The sequence below is a fragment of the Nevskia sp. genome (assembly GCF_023266035.1).
In the GTDB taxonomy this organism is placed as follows: domain Bacteria; phylum Pseudomonadota; class Gammaproteobacteria; order Nevskiales; family Nevskiaceae; genus Nevskia.
Map to the genome: position 1 here is coordinate 1 of NZ_JAHFRY010000109.1, position 16,134 is coordinate 16,134.

The following is a 16,134-nucleotide window of genomic DNA, read 5'->3' on the forward strand; positions in this document are numbered from 1 at the left end:
CTACACGCTGTCCGACGGCAGCGACGTGATCATCAAGCTGCCGGCCAACGCCAAGCAGCCGAGCCTGTACCTCGGCTCGCTGGGCATGCCCGGCTTCACTGCCTGGTACGCGCTGAACCAGATCGGCCACCCGAAAGCCGGTGAAACCTTCGTCGTCGCAGCGGCGACCGGCGCCGTGGGCCAGATCATCGGCCAGCTCGCCAAGCTCGCCGGTTGCCATGTCGTCGGCATCGCCGGCGGTGCCGACAAGTGCGCTTACGCGGTCAAGGAACTGGGCTTTGACGCCTGCATCGATCACCGCGGCGCCGGCTTGCCGGAGCGTCTGAAGGCGGCTTGCCCGAAGGGCATCGATATCTACATGGAGAATGTCGGCGGACCGGTGTTCGATGCGGTGCTGCCGTTGATGAATCTCGGCTCGCGGATGCCGCTCTGCGGTCTGGTCGCGCATTACTCCGGCGCCGGCATGAACGGCGCCGATCGCCTGCCGGGCTTTCTGACCGAAGCCCTGTTCAAGCGCATGAAGCTCGAGGGCTTCATCATTTTCGACCAGTACCCCGCCCACTACACCAACTTCCTTGCGGCGATGACCCAGCCGATCGAATCCGGCGCGGTGAAGATTCGCGAGCATGTCGTCGGCTCGCTGGAAGAAGCCCCGCAGGGCTTCACCGAACTGCTTGCCGGCGGCAACTTCGGCAAGGTCGTGGTCAAGGTCGCCTGAGCGTCTCGGGCCGATGGAAATCTGCGGGCCTGGCCACCCATCGGGTCCGCAGGATTGGCGGGCGACACTGTCGCCCCCTGTTGAACACCTCGTCTGCCGCCAAGTCCGGATGCGCGGTAGATTGCCGCCCGCGCTGTTGATGCCAGACACAGCAGGTGAGGAGAACCAATGATTTCGGGTGCCCAGGCAGCCAGCGGCGCCGAAGCCGAGGTCTACAGCCACAAGCTGTTTGCCCCGACCAGCTACGCCGGTGCGATCGAACGCAAGGAAGTGCTGCAGCGCGCCCTGCGCAGCGGCACCGCGCGCGTCGTGTTCCTGCAGGCACCGGCTGGGCATGGCAAGACCACGGCGCTGCAGCAGCTGAAATCGCTGTGCGAGAGCGAGGGCTACCGCACCGGCTGGCTGAGCTTCGACGATGCCGACAACGACACCCGGCGCTTCTCGGTGCATCTGCAGGCAGTGGTCGCCGCGCTGATCGGCGATGACGCGATCGACGCCCCGCCGGGCGACGAGGACTTCGCCAGTCCGAAGCTGCGTACCCGCACCGACTGGATCGTCGACCGCCTGCTGAAGATCGGTGCGCCGGTGGCGATCTTCCTCGACGAATTCCAGGTGCTGACCAACAAGTCGTTGCTGGCCTTCTTCCGCGAGTTGTTCGAGCACGTGCCGGCCAACGTCCGGATCTTCGTCGGCTCGCGCTCGGTGCCGGACATCGGCATGGCCAAGCTGCTGGTCAACAACCAGACCACCCTGCTGCGTGCCGACGATCTGCGCTTCTCGCGCAGCGAGGTCGAGCAGTTCTTCGCCTCGCGTGGCGCGATCGAGATCACTCGCGAGGAAGTGGAATCGGTCTACCTGCATACCGAAGGCTGGCCAGCGGCGATCCAGCTGTTCCGCTTGAGCCTTGCCAACCCGGACGTGCGCCGCACGTTGGCCGATTTCGGCGCTTCCCGCCCGCGCGAACTGGCCGAATACCTGACCGACAGCGTGTTGTCGCTGCAGCCGCCGGACGATCAGGAATTCCTGCTGCGCACCTCGCTGCTGGGCCGCATGTGCGCCTCGCTGTGCGATGAAGTGACCGGCCGCAGTCGCTCGCAGGACACGCTGCTGAGGCTCGAACGCTCGGGCCTGTTCATCCGCAGCCTCGACGCCGAACTGCGCTGGTTCAAGTATCACGCGCTGTTCTCGACCTTCCTCGCCGAGCAACTGCGCAGCGAAACTCCCGAGATCGCCCACGAAGTCCATCAGCGGGCAGCCGCCTGGCACTTCCGCAATGGCCACTACGAAGAAGCCGTCCATCACGCACTGGAATATGGCGACGCTGAACTTGCTGCCGATGCGCTGAACATCTGGGCGTCCAATCTGGTGTCGCGCGCCCATCTGATGACCGTCGAGCGCTGGTTCTCACGCCTGCCGCTGGAAGCAACCCTGAGCCGTAGAGAACTGGTCGTGAAGGTCGCCTACGCACTGACCTTCCTGCGCCGTTACAGCGAAATGCGCAAGATCGAGCCGGTGCTGGAGCGCGATGCAGACCTGCCGCCCGTGCCGACCGGCGGACACTGCGGCATCGTGCTGTCGATGGCGGCGATGTCGCGCAACGAAGTGGCGAAAGCCTTCGCGATCCTCGAGAACGTCGACGTCCGCAACCGCGAGATGGTTGGCTTCGGCGCCTTCGAGTACGGCGCAGCGGCCAATGTGCTGGCCTATCAGGCAATCACCTGCGGCGATTTCGAACGCGGCCGCGAACTGATCGCCATCGCCCGCGATCACAACGAGCGCAGCCAGGCGACCTTCAGCGGCGGCTACACCGTTGCCATCGACAGCATGGGCTATCTGTTGCGCGGGCAGATCGATGAAGCCCTGATCCGCCTGCGTACCGGCATGGCCGAGCATCAGCCGGAGCTGGACAAATCCTTCGCATCGGCAGCGATCGCCACCTGCTACGCGCTGGTGCTCTACGAAGCCAACGAGCTGGACGGACTCGAAGCGATGGCCGGTGCCCACCTGCAGGCGATCGCCGATTCGACCCTGCCGGACTGGATGCTCACCGCCTTCCTTGCCGTGGCGCGCGGTCACGATGCCCGCGGCCGCGGCAACAAATGCAGCGAAGTGCTCGACGAGGCCGAAGCGATCTGCCGTGCCAACGGCTGGACCCGCCTGGTCTCCACCTTGAACTGGGAACGCGTGCGCCGGGCGCTGCTGGCTGGCGATCCGGTCCGCGCCAACAAGATCGCCGCCAGCATCCGGGCGGACAAGCTGCCGCAGCCGGAAGGCTGGCTGCCGTTCGCCGAAGAAGTGGAAGGTGAAATTCTCGGCCGCATCCGCCTGGCGATTCACGGCGGCGATCTGGCGCTGGCCACCGAACTGATCTCCGCCGAGATAGCCGAGGCCTCGGGCCGCGCCTATCGGCTGATCAAGCTGCATCTGCTCGAAGCGACGCTCCAGCATCGCAAGGGCCAGCGCAATGCCTCGCACCGCAGCCTGCGCAAGGCACTGCAGCTGGCAGAACCGGGCGGCTACGTGCGGGTGATGCTCGACGAAGGCAGCGACGTGATTAATCTGCTGCAGGAGGAGTACAGCGCGCTGCAGGCTTCGGTTGGCGGCGGCGAAACTCGTCTCGGCCCGAGCCGCGTCTATCTGGAACTACTGCTCAATGCTGCCGGCCGCAGCCTCAGCACCAGTTCTGCCAGCGGCCAGCGGCCACTGGAAGCCTTGACCGATCGCGAAAAGGAAATCCTGGTTTTTCTCGCCAACGGCGTTTCCAACAAGGAAATGGCCGGCCGCATTTTCGTTTCCGAAAACACCATCAAATTCCATTTGAAGAACATCTACTCGAAGCTCGCCGTCAGCAGCCGAGTACAGGCAATCACTGCCGGCCGACAGCTGGGCCTGATCGCCTGAGCGCTGTTTTGCACACCCTGTTCAATGGATCTGTACGTTTCGCCCAAAGGCAAGACTATCCTCAGAAACTACCCTTCGGTGTAGTGCTGGACACGCCCGCAGAACGTCTAATCCAATCAACACAAATTAGAAACCACTGAGCACCTGCAGCCCTGCAGCGAGCTCAGAAGGTTACAGCGGGAGGAACGGAAAAGATGATGACGTCATTGATGTCGGCGGTCGGCTGTCTGTCATATCGGACTGCTGCGGGCTCCGCTCTCTAATTCGAAATTAGCTGGCAGCCATCGCTGGCTGCCGATTGTCGGCATCCTTTTCCATTGAGGTTCTAGCGAATGTTCTCGTTGCGATTCCGGATTGCGAAGTGGGTGATGAATCACCGCGGCCTCACCGCTGTGGTGTTCGCACTGGTCACCCTCTTCTTCGGCATAGGCCTGAAAGACGTCAAGCTCGACACCATCTTCTCTGATCTGCTGCCGCGCGACGAACCCTATGTGCAGGTATTCAAGGACCATCCGAACTTCGGCAACCCGCTGACCTTCACCTTGATGCTTCAGCGCAAGGACGGCGACATCTACAACGCCGAAACGCTGAACAAGGTCTGGAAGCTGACCCGCGACATCGATCTTGCGCCGGGTGTCGATCACGATCAGATCCTGTCGATCTCCACCGAGAAAGCCCGCTACGCCGAAGCCACGCCGTTCGGCATCGACATGCGTCCGCTGATGGGCGACAGCGTACCGACCACGCCGGAAGAGATTGCCGACTTCAAGATGCGGGTCGAGAAATCGCCGAACGCGCGCACCTTCCTGATCTCCGGCGACCAGAGCGCCACGCTGATCAATGCGACGTTCATCGAATCGCGCCTCGATTACGCAGAAGCGTTCAAGTACGTGCAAGGGCTGGTCGTGGCGGCGCGCGACGAACACCACAACGTCTATCTCGCGGGCCAGCCGGCACTGACCGGCTGGGTGTTCACCTACAAATCGGAGATGTTCAAGATTTTCGCGATCACGCTCAGCGCGCTGATCATTTCGCTGGCGCTGTACATGCGCAATGTCGTCGGCATCGTCACGCCGATCGTCACATCGACAGTGGCCGCGATCTGGGGCTTCGGCCTGACTGGCTGGATCAAGTCGCCGATCGAGCCGCTGCTGATGGTGGTGCCACTGCTGCTGATCGCCCGCAGTTTTTCGCACTGCGTGCAGTTCACCGAGCGCTATTACGAAATCTACGCGCATCTCAAGGATCGCAAGCAGGCGGCCGAGATCACCATGGGCGTGATGATGGCGCCGTCGATCCTCGGCATCTTCACCGACATCGTCGGCATCTTCCTGATCGCCATCGCGCCGATTCCGGCGATGGAACGCTTCGCACTGTTCTGCGGCTTCTGGTGCATCTGGCTGATCCCGACCGGCGTCGTGCTGATCTCGCTGCTGCTGTCCTGGCTGCCAACACCAAACAACGTCGACGAACTGGTCGGCAAGGGCCGTACGACCTTGCTGCAACAGTTGCTGCGCCGCATTGCCGGCCTCACCTACGGCCGCGCGGCACCATGGACTGCCGGCATCATGCTCGGCATCGGCGTGTTCGCCGTGCAGACAGCGCTGCACATCCGCATCGGCAATCCGGTCGAAGGTTCGAACCTGCTCTGGAACGATTCGGAGTTCAACGAAGCGGTTCGCCAGATCAATCGCAACTTCGCTGGCGTCAACACGCTGGAAATCATCTTCGAGGCCAAGGATCAGAAGTCGCCGAACCGGCTGATGCAGCGCGCCGAAACCATCGAAACGATGACCGAGATCCAGCACCTGATCGAGAACGGCCCCGACGCACCGCGTGCCACGCTCGCTTTCGGTGACTACCTGCTCGAAGCGAATCGTCTGTTTGCCGGTGGTGATCCGCGCTGGGCGCCGCTGGATCCCACCGATTTCTATGTCGGTGCCGCAGCCGGTGCGGTGATGGTCGGCTCCAGTCCGAAAGCCTTTTCGCACGTCATCGACTTCGAGCAGCAGAACGGCACCGTGTCGCTGTGGTTCAAGGACAACAAGCAGGAAACCGTGGAATCCGCGCTGCGCGAAGCCAACAAGGCCGTGGCGGCGGTCGGCATCGACCACAAGGAGTTCACCATTCGCCTCGGCTCCGGCACCATCGCGCTGCAGTACGCGATGAACCATGTCGTCGAGCGCTATCACTACCTGATCATCGCGCTGCTCAATCTGGTGATCCTGGCCGGCTGCAGTCTTGCCTACCGTTCATTGGTGGCCGGCATCATCCTGTTGATCCCGGTGAACATGGCGAACTTCTCGCTGAACGCCGCGATGCACGTGATCGGCATCGGCCTCGACATCAACTCCTTGATGGTGGCTGCGATCGGCGTCGGCGTCGGCATCGACTACGGCATCTATCTGCTCAGCCGCATCTGCGAGGAGTACCACGCCCAGGATCACGATTGGGGGCGTGCCATCACGGTGTCTCTGGTGACCACCGGCAAGGCAATCCTGTTCACGGCGTCGATCATGTTCGTCGGCATCCTGCCGTGGATCTTCATGTCGAGCCTGCGCTTCATGGCCGACATGGGTTTGCTGCTGACCCTGACCATGCTGTTCAACATGATCCTGGCGCTGGTGCTGCTGCCGCTGCTGGTCTGGATCGTCAAACCGAAATTTGTCGCCAGAAAAGATCTGCTGGTTGGCGAAGGTGTGGATCTGTCCGCTTTCACCGGCGCCGCCGATGAAACACCGGTCAATCATCCGAAGCTTGCCCCCAGCGCCAGTTGATTCGTAGCAAGGCACCGGTGACCGTCGATCAGTGAGTGAGTCTAATTGCAGGCGCAGCTCGTAGTGCTTTGTGGAATGGGGAAGACCGGTTCTCTGATCGGTGCTTAACCTTCAAGTCAACGGCGCATCGCCGCACCGTTCTTAATGTGCATCGTCAGCGAGGAGAGGAAAACATGAGAATCAAGAAATACGACTTCAATTATGGGCGCCGCATGCTCATGGAGAAGGCCGCCAAAGGTGTCAGCACCGCCGGTGTGCTCGCACCGCTTTGGCCGATGATCGGAAACGCCGCGGATACCAGCAAGGCCTATCCGGACGAACTGCTGTCGATCTCGGTATTCACCAAGGGCAAGATCAAGCCCGGCGACGTCATCAGTGCTGCCAATGTCGACGCGGTCAAGGATCTGTTCGATCCGATCACCTACATCCAGATCAAGAATCAGGGTCGCAAGATCAACGTTGTGGAGTCCACCAAGGACGTCTCCAAGTTGTTCCCGAACCAGTATCTGAAAGCCACGCTCAAGAATCAGGGCACGGCCAAGTTCGACGACACCGGCAACATCATCGGCAAGGATGGCGGCCCGTGGAATGGTGGCAATCCATTTCCGGAACCGAAGAATGGACTTGAAGCGATTTCCAACCTGACCCTGGCCTGGGGCCGTCATTCGTATTCGCAGTACGCGATCCGCGACTGGGATATCGCTCCGGATGGCAGCGAAGCCTACAAGTACGATTTCGTCTGGTGCGAGATGAACACCACGGCGCGTGCCGACGGCACCATCTACAACGGCAAGAAGGATCTGCTGCGCTACCAGTCGGTGTTCTTCACCTCGCCGTCGGAAACCGCGGGCTCGTCGTTCCTGAACACCTGGTACTACGATCAGCGCAAGTTCCCGGATCTCTACGGCTACCTGCCGGCGTTCCGGCGCGTGCGCCAGTTCCCGACCAACCAGCGCTTCGAACCGCTGGTGCCGGGCATCACGCTGTTCCTATCCGATGCCTGGGCAGCCGGCGATCCGATGCTGACCTGGGGCAACTACAAGATCGTCGGCCGCCAGCCGATGATGGGCTGCATCAGCGGCATCAACTTCCGCGGCGGCTATCACCCGAACTACGAGCGCACCGTGCACGGCGGTCCGAAGGGCACGACGTTCTTCGACACCTGGTTCGAGCTGATTCCCGAGTGCATCGTGCTCGAAGCCGAACCGACCGGTTACCCACGGTCGCCGGTGGGCAAGAAGCGCATCTGGATCGACGCCCGCAACGGCATGTTCGTCGCCTACATCACCTACGACCGTCGCGGCGAGATCTGGAAGTCCTTCGAGCCTGCCTTCGCGCAGTACTCGAACGACAAGATGACCATCAAGGACGCCGATGGCTTCCCGGACTGGTCGTGGGTGTACGTCCACAGTCATGATCTTCAGGCCAACCGCATGAGCCGCTTCTCGCAGGTGAGGGAAGTGACCGGCGGCTACAAGTCGAAGTTCTCCGAGCAGGGCGAAGACGTCTACTCGAAGTACCTGACCACTCAGGCAATCGCCCGCCTCGGCACCGGCTGATCCCGGTTCGAAGCGTTTCGCAGTCTGGCGGCTTCCGCACCCACGGAGGCCGCCTTTCGAATATTCCGGAGAGTTGGTATCGCATGAAGCACACACTGAAATCGGCAGTCATCGGCGCAGCACTGGGCCTAGGCCTCTGCGCATCGGGTTCACTGCAGGCGGCTACGGCGACAGCCGTGGTCACCGGTACGGTCCACGACGCCTTGTTCGCCGTCGCTTTCGATGGCAGCAACGGCCTTGCTGCCGGTGCTCCCGGTACCCTCCTCGAAACCACTGACGGCGGCCAGAAATGGGCACCGGCGAAGAACGTCCCGACGAAGCTTGCTTTGCTCGGCGTTGCCTTGAAAGGCGAACATGCCATCGCCGTCGGCCAGCAGGGTCTGATCCTGTCGCGCAGCGGCGGCGAGTGGAAGAAGGTTGAATCCGGCAGCACCGAACGACTGCTGTCGGTCAGCGTCAATTCGAAGGGCGCGGCGGTTGCTGTCGGCGCTTTCGGCACCGTGCTGTCGTCGACCGACGGCGGCACCAGCTGGACGGCGATCAAGCCGGTCTGGGATCAGCTCGCCGAAGCCGGCACCGAGCCGCACATGTATGCCTCGTCGATCGACGAGAACGGCACGATCACCATCGCCGGCGAGTTCTCGCTGATCCTGCGCCGCGCGGCAGGCAGCAGCGAATGGAAATCGCTGAACAAGGGCGATGCCTCGCTATTCGCGCTGTTCATGGGCAGCAACGGCATCGGCTACGCGGTGGGTCAGAACGGCACCGTGCTGCGCAGCGACGACAACGGCGATAGCTGGGCCAAGGTGGATGCCGGCACCGGCGCCATCCTGCTCGGCGTCCACGCCAGCAACGACGGCAAGGTCGTGGTCACCGGCATGCGCGAAATGCGCTACAGCGGCGACAGCGGCAGCACCTGGACCGGGGTCACCGGCGGCGGCGTCAACACCCTGTGGTACCAGGGCATTGGCCAGCCGGAAGGCAGCACCGCGGCACTGGCCGTCGGCCAGGCGGGACGCATTCTGAGAATCGAGAACTGACCGGTCGACGACAGATCGGCGGCACTCGCATTACTAAAAAAGACGGGTCTGCATACGGAGGGGTAAGCAATGAGCAACAGCAGCAGGATTCCAGGGATCAAGATCATTGTCGCGGCAGCCATGGCGCTTGCCAGTGGCGTGGTGTTCGCGCAGGACGGTGGTGGTGAAGGCGGCGGCAGTACCAACGTTGATGGCAGCAGCAGCAATGGCAGCGGCATGTTTGCCGATTTCGACATCAGCTGGGGCGGCTTCATCCGCCCGGAACTGGCGATCAGCCTGGGCTCGGAGAACCCCAACAATCAGCGTGGCAACACCTTCAACGGGGTGCCCACCGCGAGAATGCCGGGTGTGCCGCAGCCGGTCGATGCGCTGGGCGGCCTGCTGCCGCCATTCTCGATCCCGAACCCGCTGCTTGCCGACAACGTGACCCGTCCGGTCAACCCGGCGAACAACTTCTTCAACCTGAATCTGCTGCGCATCGAGCTCGAAGGCGCGATGAAGTTCACGCCGAGCCTGAAGCTGGTGGCTCGTCTGCGCAGCATCGTCGACCCCGGCAACTACAGCAGCTTCGATCCGGTCAGCGTTGCCAATGCCGCTACCGGCAGCATCCAGGGCGGCGATCCGGGCCTTTACGGCGGCGCGCCGAACTACTTCCAGTACAGCGTCGAAGGCATGAAGCGGCCGAATCCGCTGGAAGCCGCCGGCCCGAACTATCTCGTCTACTTCCCTGCCCTGTTCCTCGACTACCAGGAAGGTCCGCTGAACGTTCGCGTCGGCAACCAGCAGATCGCCTGGGGCCAGGCGATCTTCTTCCGGGTGCTCGATGTCGTCGACGGCATCGACTTCCGCCGCCACTCGATTCTCGACAACGCCCAGGAGGAGTTTTCCGACAAGCGGGTGCCATCGCTCGGCGTGCGCGTGAACTACCAGTTCACCGACGAAATCCTCGCCGACGCCTTCGTGCAGAAATTCCAGCCGACGATCTACGGCAACCCGAACACCCAGTACAACGTCATCCCGACGCAGTTTACGGTGCATGACCAGTACGCCGATTACGACACCAAGCTCAGCTACGGCATCCGCTTCAAGGGCAATTTCGGCCAGTGGGGCGCGCAGGCGATCTTCGTCAGCCGCCTGAACCCGGACGGCGTGTTCCGTTGGACGGCCTCCGGCGTCAACAAGAACCTGCCGAACAACAATGCGCTCGGCCTCGCGGTCAACGCCCTGAACAACGGCATCACGCCGAATCCGCTCACCGGCCAAATCGGCACTTCCGGCGAAATCCTCGCGCAGACACCGTTCGAGGCATCTCCAGGCGGCGTCTACTCGGCGAAGGAATGGTTCACTTATGCAGCTTCGGTGCGCCTTGATGGCGTTGGCGGTCTCAATGCCGCAATCAACGAGTTCGCACCGTCGACCAACAGCCTGCTGGCGTCGCCGGTCGACAACTACACGGCTGCCAGCCGCGAGCTGGATACCTTTTTCATCGCCGCCGGCGACGGCTTGCGTGGCCACATCGCACGCGAGTACTTCCGCGAGTACAACATCGGCGGTGGTGTCAGCTACGTGGTCGAAGGGGAACCGGGTTCGCTGCTCGATCAGCTGATCATCAACCTCGAAAGCACCTACACGCCAGACCGCCGCTTCACCAATCCAACCCTGAGCCGCGATTACATCAAGGAGGGCAACCTGGTCAGCGCGCTGGTCATGGAGAAGTACCAGCGCTTCTCCAACACCATTCCGGCGACCTACATGGTGCTGCAGTACATGCACCGCACCAAGGACGATCTGTTCGGCCGTTCGCTGAAGGGTTACGGCGGTTCGGTCGACAAGGCCGCCACCGGCGTCAACGGCGGTTCGGACTACGTGGTGTTCGCCATGCAGCAGCCGTTCCCGCAGGCGATCTGGCGCATCGATTTTGCCGGCCTCTATGACGTCCGCGGCGGCCTGTTGCTGCAGCCGGGCCTCCGCTGGAAGCCGAATGGCTCGATCACCGCCGATATCTTCTATTCGTACATCAACGGCTCGATCACCGGCGGCAATCCGAACAACAACGCGCTGTCGACCGCCGCCTTCGCGGACGAAATCACCTTCCGCGTCGGCTACCAGTTCTGATCCCGCAGCCAGCCATCGACTCAAGGTTTCGGGGCACAGAAATTTCCAGTATCCCGCTGTAAATCGACCGGCCTCCCGCATCTGCGGCAGGCCGGTTTTTTTTATGCTGTGGCGGAGCCGAGGGCTCGTACCCGATCATCCCCGCAGGCACGATGACTACCCCTGCGGGTAGCGGTTGCCCTGCAGTACGAACCTAGATTGATATGCAGCCATACCGGAGTACGCCCATGCACGCTTTCCTGTCTTCGGGCTACTGAGCCACAAAGCCATGCCCGCCCTCGATGCCCCCTTGATCAGCGAAGGCACGCCGCTGTGGACGCCGAACGCCGAGCTGATCGCGACCTCGAACGTCGTCCAGTTCCTGCGCTGGCTTCGCGATCAGAGACAGATCGATCTCGCCGATCACGATGCGCTGTGGCGCTGGTCCACCCGCGAAACGGCTGCGTTCTGGGCGGCGATCTGGGACTACTTCGATATCCAGTCCGAAACGCCTTACCAGCGCGTCGTCGATCGCCTGACGATGCCCGGCGCGAAATGGTTCGAGGGCTCGAGCGTCAACTACGCCGAGCACCTGCTGCGCCATGAAGCGGTGCAGCCAGCCGCTGCCGTCGCCTTCCACCATCACAGCGAAACCCGCGAGCCCGGCCGTTACACCTGGGCCGAGACCGGCCGGCAGGTGCGCATCCTGGCGACTCAGCTGCGCGCGCTCGGCATCCGCCCCGGCGATCGCGTGGCCTCCTACCTGCCGAACGTGCCGGAAACGGCGATCGCGATGATGGCCACCGTCGCGATCGGCGCGGTCTGGTCCTCGGCATCGCCCGAGTTCGGCGCCCGCACGGTGATCGACCGCTACGGGCAGATCGAGCCGAAGCTGCTGTTCGTCGCCGACGGCTATCGCTTTGCCGGCAAGATCTACGACCGCAGCCGCGAAGCGCGTGAGATCGCCGCCGCCCTGCCCAGCCTGCGCACGGTGATCTGGCTGCCGTATCTGTACCCGGACAAGGCCAGCCCGCCGGTCGATGGCGCGCTGGACTGGAACGATGTGCTGGCGCACCCCGACGTGCCGCGCCAGACGTTCCGCTACACGCGTGTGGCGCACGATCATCCGCTGTGGGTGTTGTTCTCCTCGGGCACCACCGGCCTGCCGAAAGCGATTGTCCACAGCCATGTCGGCGTGCTGGTCGAGCATTTGAAGCTGATGAGCTTTCACCTCGATCTAAAGCCCGGCTCGACGATGTTCTTCCACTCGACCACCGGCTGGATGATGTGGAATCTGGTCATCGCCTCGCTGCTGACCGGGGCCAGCGCCGTGCTCTACGACGGCAGCCCGTTCCACCCGGCACCAGACCTGCTGTGGCAGATCGCCGCCGCAACCCGGGCGACCCATTTCGGCGCCAGCCCGACCTTCGTGCAGATGATGGAAAAAGCCGGCCTGACGCCGGGCCGCACCCACGATTTGTCGGCCTTGCAGGCGATCACCCTGTCCGGCGCGCCGTCGACGCCGGAAATCTTCGCCTGGTTCTATCGCGCGGTGAAGCCCGATGTCTGGGTCAGCTCGCAATCCGGCGGCACCGAGATCGTCAGCGGCTTCGTCGGCGCCAGCCCGACCCTGCCCGTGCGCGCCGGCGAAATCCAGACCCGGATGCTCGGCATGGACGTGCGCGCCTGGCGCGAAGATGGCAGCGAAGCAATCGACACCGTGGGCGAACTGGTCTGCGTCAAACCATTCCCGTCGATGCCGCTGCGCTTCTGGAACGACCCCGACGGCCGGCGCTACCGCGAGGCCTATTTCCAGACCTTCCCCGGCGTCTGGCGGCACGGCGATTTCATCCGCATCAACGCCCAGGGCGGCTCATACATCCATGGCCGCTCGGACTCCACCCTGAACCGCAACGGCGTCCGCATCGGCACCGCCGAGGTCTATCGCGCCGTGGAACTGATCAACGCCGTGGACGACAGCCTGATCGTCTGTTGCGCCCTGCCCGGCGGCCACTGGTTCATGCCGCTGTTCGTGTGCCTGAGGCCCGGCTGCCTGCTCGACGAAGCCTTGATCGCCACGATCAAAGATCGCCTGCGCAAAGACTGCAGCCCCCGCCATGTGCCGGACCGCATCTACGAAGTTGAGGCCATCCCCTACACGCTGACCGGCAAGAAGATGGAAGTACCGGTGCGCAAGCTGCTGATGGGTCAGACGCCGGAGAAGGTCGCCAGCCGCGACGCGATGATGAATCCCGACGCCATCGACTGGTTCGTGCGCTTCGCGCAGGAGTCACTGGACTACCAGTGGCGGCCTTCGGCAGCGTGAGACGCATCGCGGCATACGCGTGATCTCGGATTTCCATCCGGGCCCCGCTGGCTCGGGCTAGATATCCGTGGGGTCACCCAAGGTCTGGTTGAGCCGGACCGCTGCCTCGACGAGACGGCTTGCCGTGCGGCTGCTGACTTCCTCGTTCTGAAGCAACACGAGGGTAGCCATCTCGTACTTGCCGCCAGGCTTCAGGCGCGGATCGATCTCGCGCAGGCGCTGCCCTCGCCAGAAGCCGAACAATACGCGGTGCTCCTCGGCGCGGATCAGCAACACCGGGCCATTCGACAGATACACCAGATGCCCCCACTTGATCACTTCATCGAGGCTGGCATTGGCGACGACGGTAGCGCGCAGCTTCTCGACCATGAGGCGCTGCCAGCCGGAGAGTGCAGTGACGTAGGCATCAGGGCTGGCTGCGGGAATCGATTTCTTCATCATCGCGCGCACCAGTGGCTGTCCGCCTGTTCAGTCGGAGAGGTTACGAGCTATTGCTGACTTGTTCTCGGCTTGATCGGCCGAAGTCAGCCAACGAGAACAAGGGCCGACCAAGGCCTTGGCAAACAGACACAACCCGCATCGAATCCGTCGGGATGCGCGATGAAGCCGCCATCCCGACCTACTCGGGTTGAAGATTGTCAAGATCAACCTCGCCGAGCTTTGGATCCTCCACCACTTTCACGGTCTTACCGCACTCCGGGCAGTTGGCTCAGGCGGACCGCTGTTGCCTTGAATTCATTGCTGTATCGGTACGTCGTTCTGGGTCCAGGTTTCGGCATTTGGAACTCTCCTGATCGGTTAGATCAGGGTGTCCACTGAACCGAAGGAAGCGCCAAGTCGGCTTGAACGCCTGGTTAAGCATTGAACACTATCCAAGTGCCAACTTCTACCGCTTCTGGGCCATGAGCTGCTTCAGCTGTAATTGGAATGACAAGCTTTACGTGATTTTCAAAAACCAACGTGAACACTGTCTCTTCTACCAGAACCGCGTCAGACAACCGTTGATTTATCTGCGCCACAAGTAGATCACAAAAGCCTTCGGAATCTCTATACAAAATGCCCCTCTCCGGATCATGTATCTGAGGAGTATTAAATATTGAAACTGTACGATCTTGAAACTGCAACTGTATGTAGTCATGGACGAACCACACTTGTGACAGTGGCTCGTAGCCTTGTAACTGCTCGATCATTTAATGCCTAACGCTCAAGTTAAGCGGCGGGCGTAGCCCGTCCGCTTGAATGCCTTGTTAGGGCTATGCGCAAGACAGAATGCGTTTCTAGACAGCAAAATATGCATTGGCAACTATTAGTGAAAGAAACCCGAACAAGGTAAGCCTTTTTTGTAAAGCCAACCATGCGTCTACTTTGTCTCTGAATCGCGCAATTTTGTTTAAGGTGTCTTCAATGATGTTTCGGTCGTTGGGATCAAGCAGCTTCAACAGCTCGCCAGCGGTTACAAATGCCCACAATAGTTTGGGCTCGCTTTTAATGATGTTCAGGCATGCAGGCTCTTCGATTTTTTGAAGAGCTGCGGCGAGTTGAATCTTGTAGCCGCAGACCGCATTTTTGGAGTATGCAAAAAGCAGGTTGTGGACGACATGAAACTCATAAGCCGCAATAAGTGAAAGGCCGAAAACAAGGCTTATTGCAACATGCGGATAGAAGAGGGGATGCGAAAAATGGTTTGATAGATTAACCACATGATGCTTATCGCCGTTGAAGCAAAAATAGAGACCAGCTGTAGATATGGTTGCAAGCCAGCCAGATATTTTTAGTTGGTTGGCGGCAATTTCGAGATCGCCTTGCTGGACTGCCAAGGCTGATTCGGTTGCTGATGTAAGCAGGTCTTTCACTTGCCCCAACGCCCCGCTTAAGCCGCGGGCCCGCCGGAGGCGGGGCCGTCGGCTTGAAGCGATGGTTGGGCATCGAGCGTGCCACCAAGCTCTGATTCTATGGATGATTTGTAGTCTGCAAAGTCCCGGACGCGAGCCGACGTCCGTATTGCTTCCTGGCAGATTGAGGCGATGAATATGCCGCCGAAAATCGCTGTGAACTGGCTGAAGGCGAAGAGTAAACGGTCTGAGTTGGAGACATATGCGATTGCGGCTATAGCGCCGCTACAAACCGCAACCACCGAACCGACGAACGTGGCAGCCACGACCACAGTTAAGAGATACGCATTGAATTTGGCACTATCGGCAGCTAAAAGCTGGACGCGCTCAAACTCCTTGCGCAAGACCTGGCGCCGTTTGTCTAGGCGAACAGTGCTTCTTCGAGACAGCCACTTTTGAGCTCTGGGCGTGAGTAAGTTGCCGACGACCGCGAGGGGCACGGCGAGAACAAGACCAATCCAAAAGCTAGTGTCCATCTACAGGTTCCTTTCTTATGCCCAACGCCAAGGTTAAGCCGCGGCGACGCCGGAGCGACAGCGGAGGCGTGGACGTCGGCTTGAACCGCTGGTTAGGCCCATAAAAACACCACCGCTGAAGCGATGCAGAAGTACGCCCCGAACACTATGCCTGACAGGATGGACCAGTTGGGCACAGCAGGCACGGAACTGCCTAGCTTTCTGGCGCGCATGCTAAGCGCTACACCAAACGCGACACCGAAAATGACATACGCAATGAAGGAAGCCGGAAGCCACTGATGCACGCCAAGCTTGAGTACGGAAAAGGAAACACCTGCCCAGATGTACTCAATAAAGGCGAACGCAGCGAGC

Annotated in this window: 12 protein-coding genes; 7 read left to right on the forward strand and 5 right to left on the reverse strand. The window is 61.4% G+C overall.

The window, feature by feature from the left end; translation table 11 throughout:
- The 7 genes from Q0D45_RS15920 to Q0D45_RS15950 form a co-directional block, all read left to right on the forward strand.
- The coding region (locus tag Q0D45_RS15920; protein ID WP_293394879.1) for an NADP-dependent oxidoreductase at window positions 1–718 on the forward strand (718 nt) is incomplete at its 5' end.
- 168 nt (window positions 719–886) lie between these two features.
- Window positions 887–3,619, forward strand: coding sequence for a LuxR C-terminal-related transcriptional regulator (locus tag Q0D45_RS15925; protein WP_293394882.1), 2,733 nt, complete (start codon window positions 887–889; stop codon window positions 3,617–3,619).
- 332 nt (window positions 3,620–3,951) lie between these two features.
- Complete coding sequence (locus Q0D45_RS15930; RefSeq protein WP_366946475.1) at window positions 3,952–6,396, forward strand: MMPL family transporter; 2,445 nt, start codon at window positions 3,952–3,954, stop codon at window positions 6,394–6,396.
- A gap of 173 nt (window positions 6,397–6,569) precedes the next feature.
- Window positions 6,570–7,955 (forward strand): DUF1329 domain-containing protein, encoded by a 1,386-nt coding sequence (locus Q0D45_RS15935; protein ID WP_293394888.1) that lies wholly within the window; start codon window positions 6,570–6,572, stop codon window positions 7,953–7,955.
- A gap of 83 nt (window positions 7,956–8,038) precedes the next feature.
- Window positions 8,039–8,995: a YCF48-related protein gene (locus tag Q0D45_RS15940; RefSeq protein ID WP_293394891.1), complete on the forward strand. Its 957-nt coding sequence runs from the start codon at window positions 8,039–8,041 to the stop codon at window positions 8,993–8,995.
- A gap of 69 nt (window positions 8,996–9,064) precedes the next feature.
- Entirely contained in the window at window positions 9,065–11,110 is a 2,046-nt protein-coding gene (locus tag Q0D45_RS15945; protein WP_293394894.1) for a DUF1302 family protein, read from the forward strand.
- 268 nt (window positions 11,111–11,378) lie between these two features.
- Window positions 11,379–13,415, forward strand: coding sequence for an acetoacetate--CoA ligase (locus Q0D45_RS15950; protein ID WP_293394897.1), 2,037 nt, complete (start codon window positions 11,379–11,381; stop codon window positions 13,413–13,415).
- Between the two features lie 57 nt (window positions 13,416–13,472).
- Here Q0D45_RS15950 and Q0D45_RS15955 read toward each other — a convergent pair whose 3' ends face one another.
- From Q0D45_RS15955 to Q0D45_RS15975, 5 genes are all read right to left on the reverse strand, one after another.
- Complete coding sequence (locus Q0D45_RS15955; RefSeq protein WP_293394900.1) at window positions 13,473–13,856, reverse strand: DUF1801 domain-containing protein; 384 nt, start codon at window positions 13,854–13,856, stop codon at window positions 13,473–13,475.
- Between the two features lie 413 nt (window positions 13,857–14,269).
- Complete coding sequence (locus Q0D45_RS15960) at window positions 14,270–14,605, reverse strand: hypothetical protein (protein ID WP_293394903.1); 336 nt, start codon at window positions 14,603–14,605, stop codon at window positions 14,270–14,272.
- 87 nt (window positions 14,606–14,692) lie between these two features.
- Window positions 14,693–15,268, reverse strand: a complete 576-nt coding sequence (locus Q0D45_RS15965) for a hypothetical protein (RefSeq protein WP_293394906.1) — start codon at window positions 15,266–15,268, stop codon at window positions 14,693–14,695.
- Between the two features lie 17 nt (window positions 15,269–15,285).
- Window positions 15,286–15,783 (reverse strand): hypothetical protein, encoded by a 498-nt coding sequence (locus tag Q0D45_RS15970; RefSeq protein WP_293394909.1) that lies wholly within the window; start codon window positions 15,781–15,783, stop codon window positions 15,286–15,288.
- Window positions 15,784–15,875: 92 nt separating this feature from the next.
- The coding region (locus tag Q0D45_RS15975; protein ID WP_293394912.1) for a hypothetical protein at window positions 15,876–16,134 on the reverse strand (259 nt) is incomplete at its 5' end.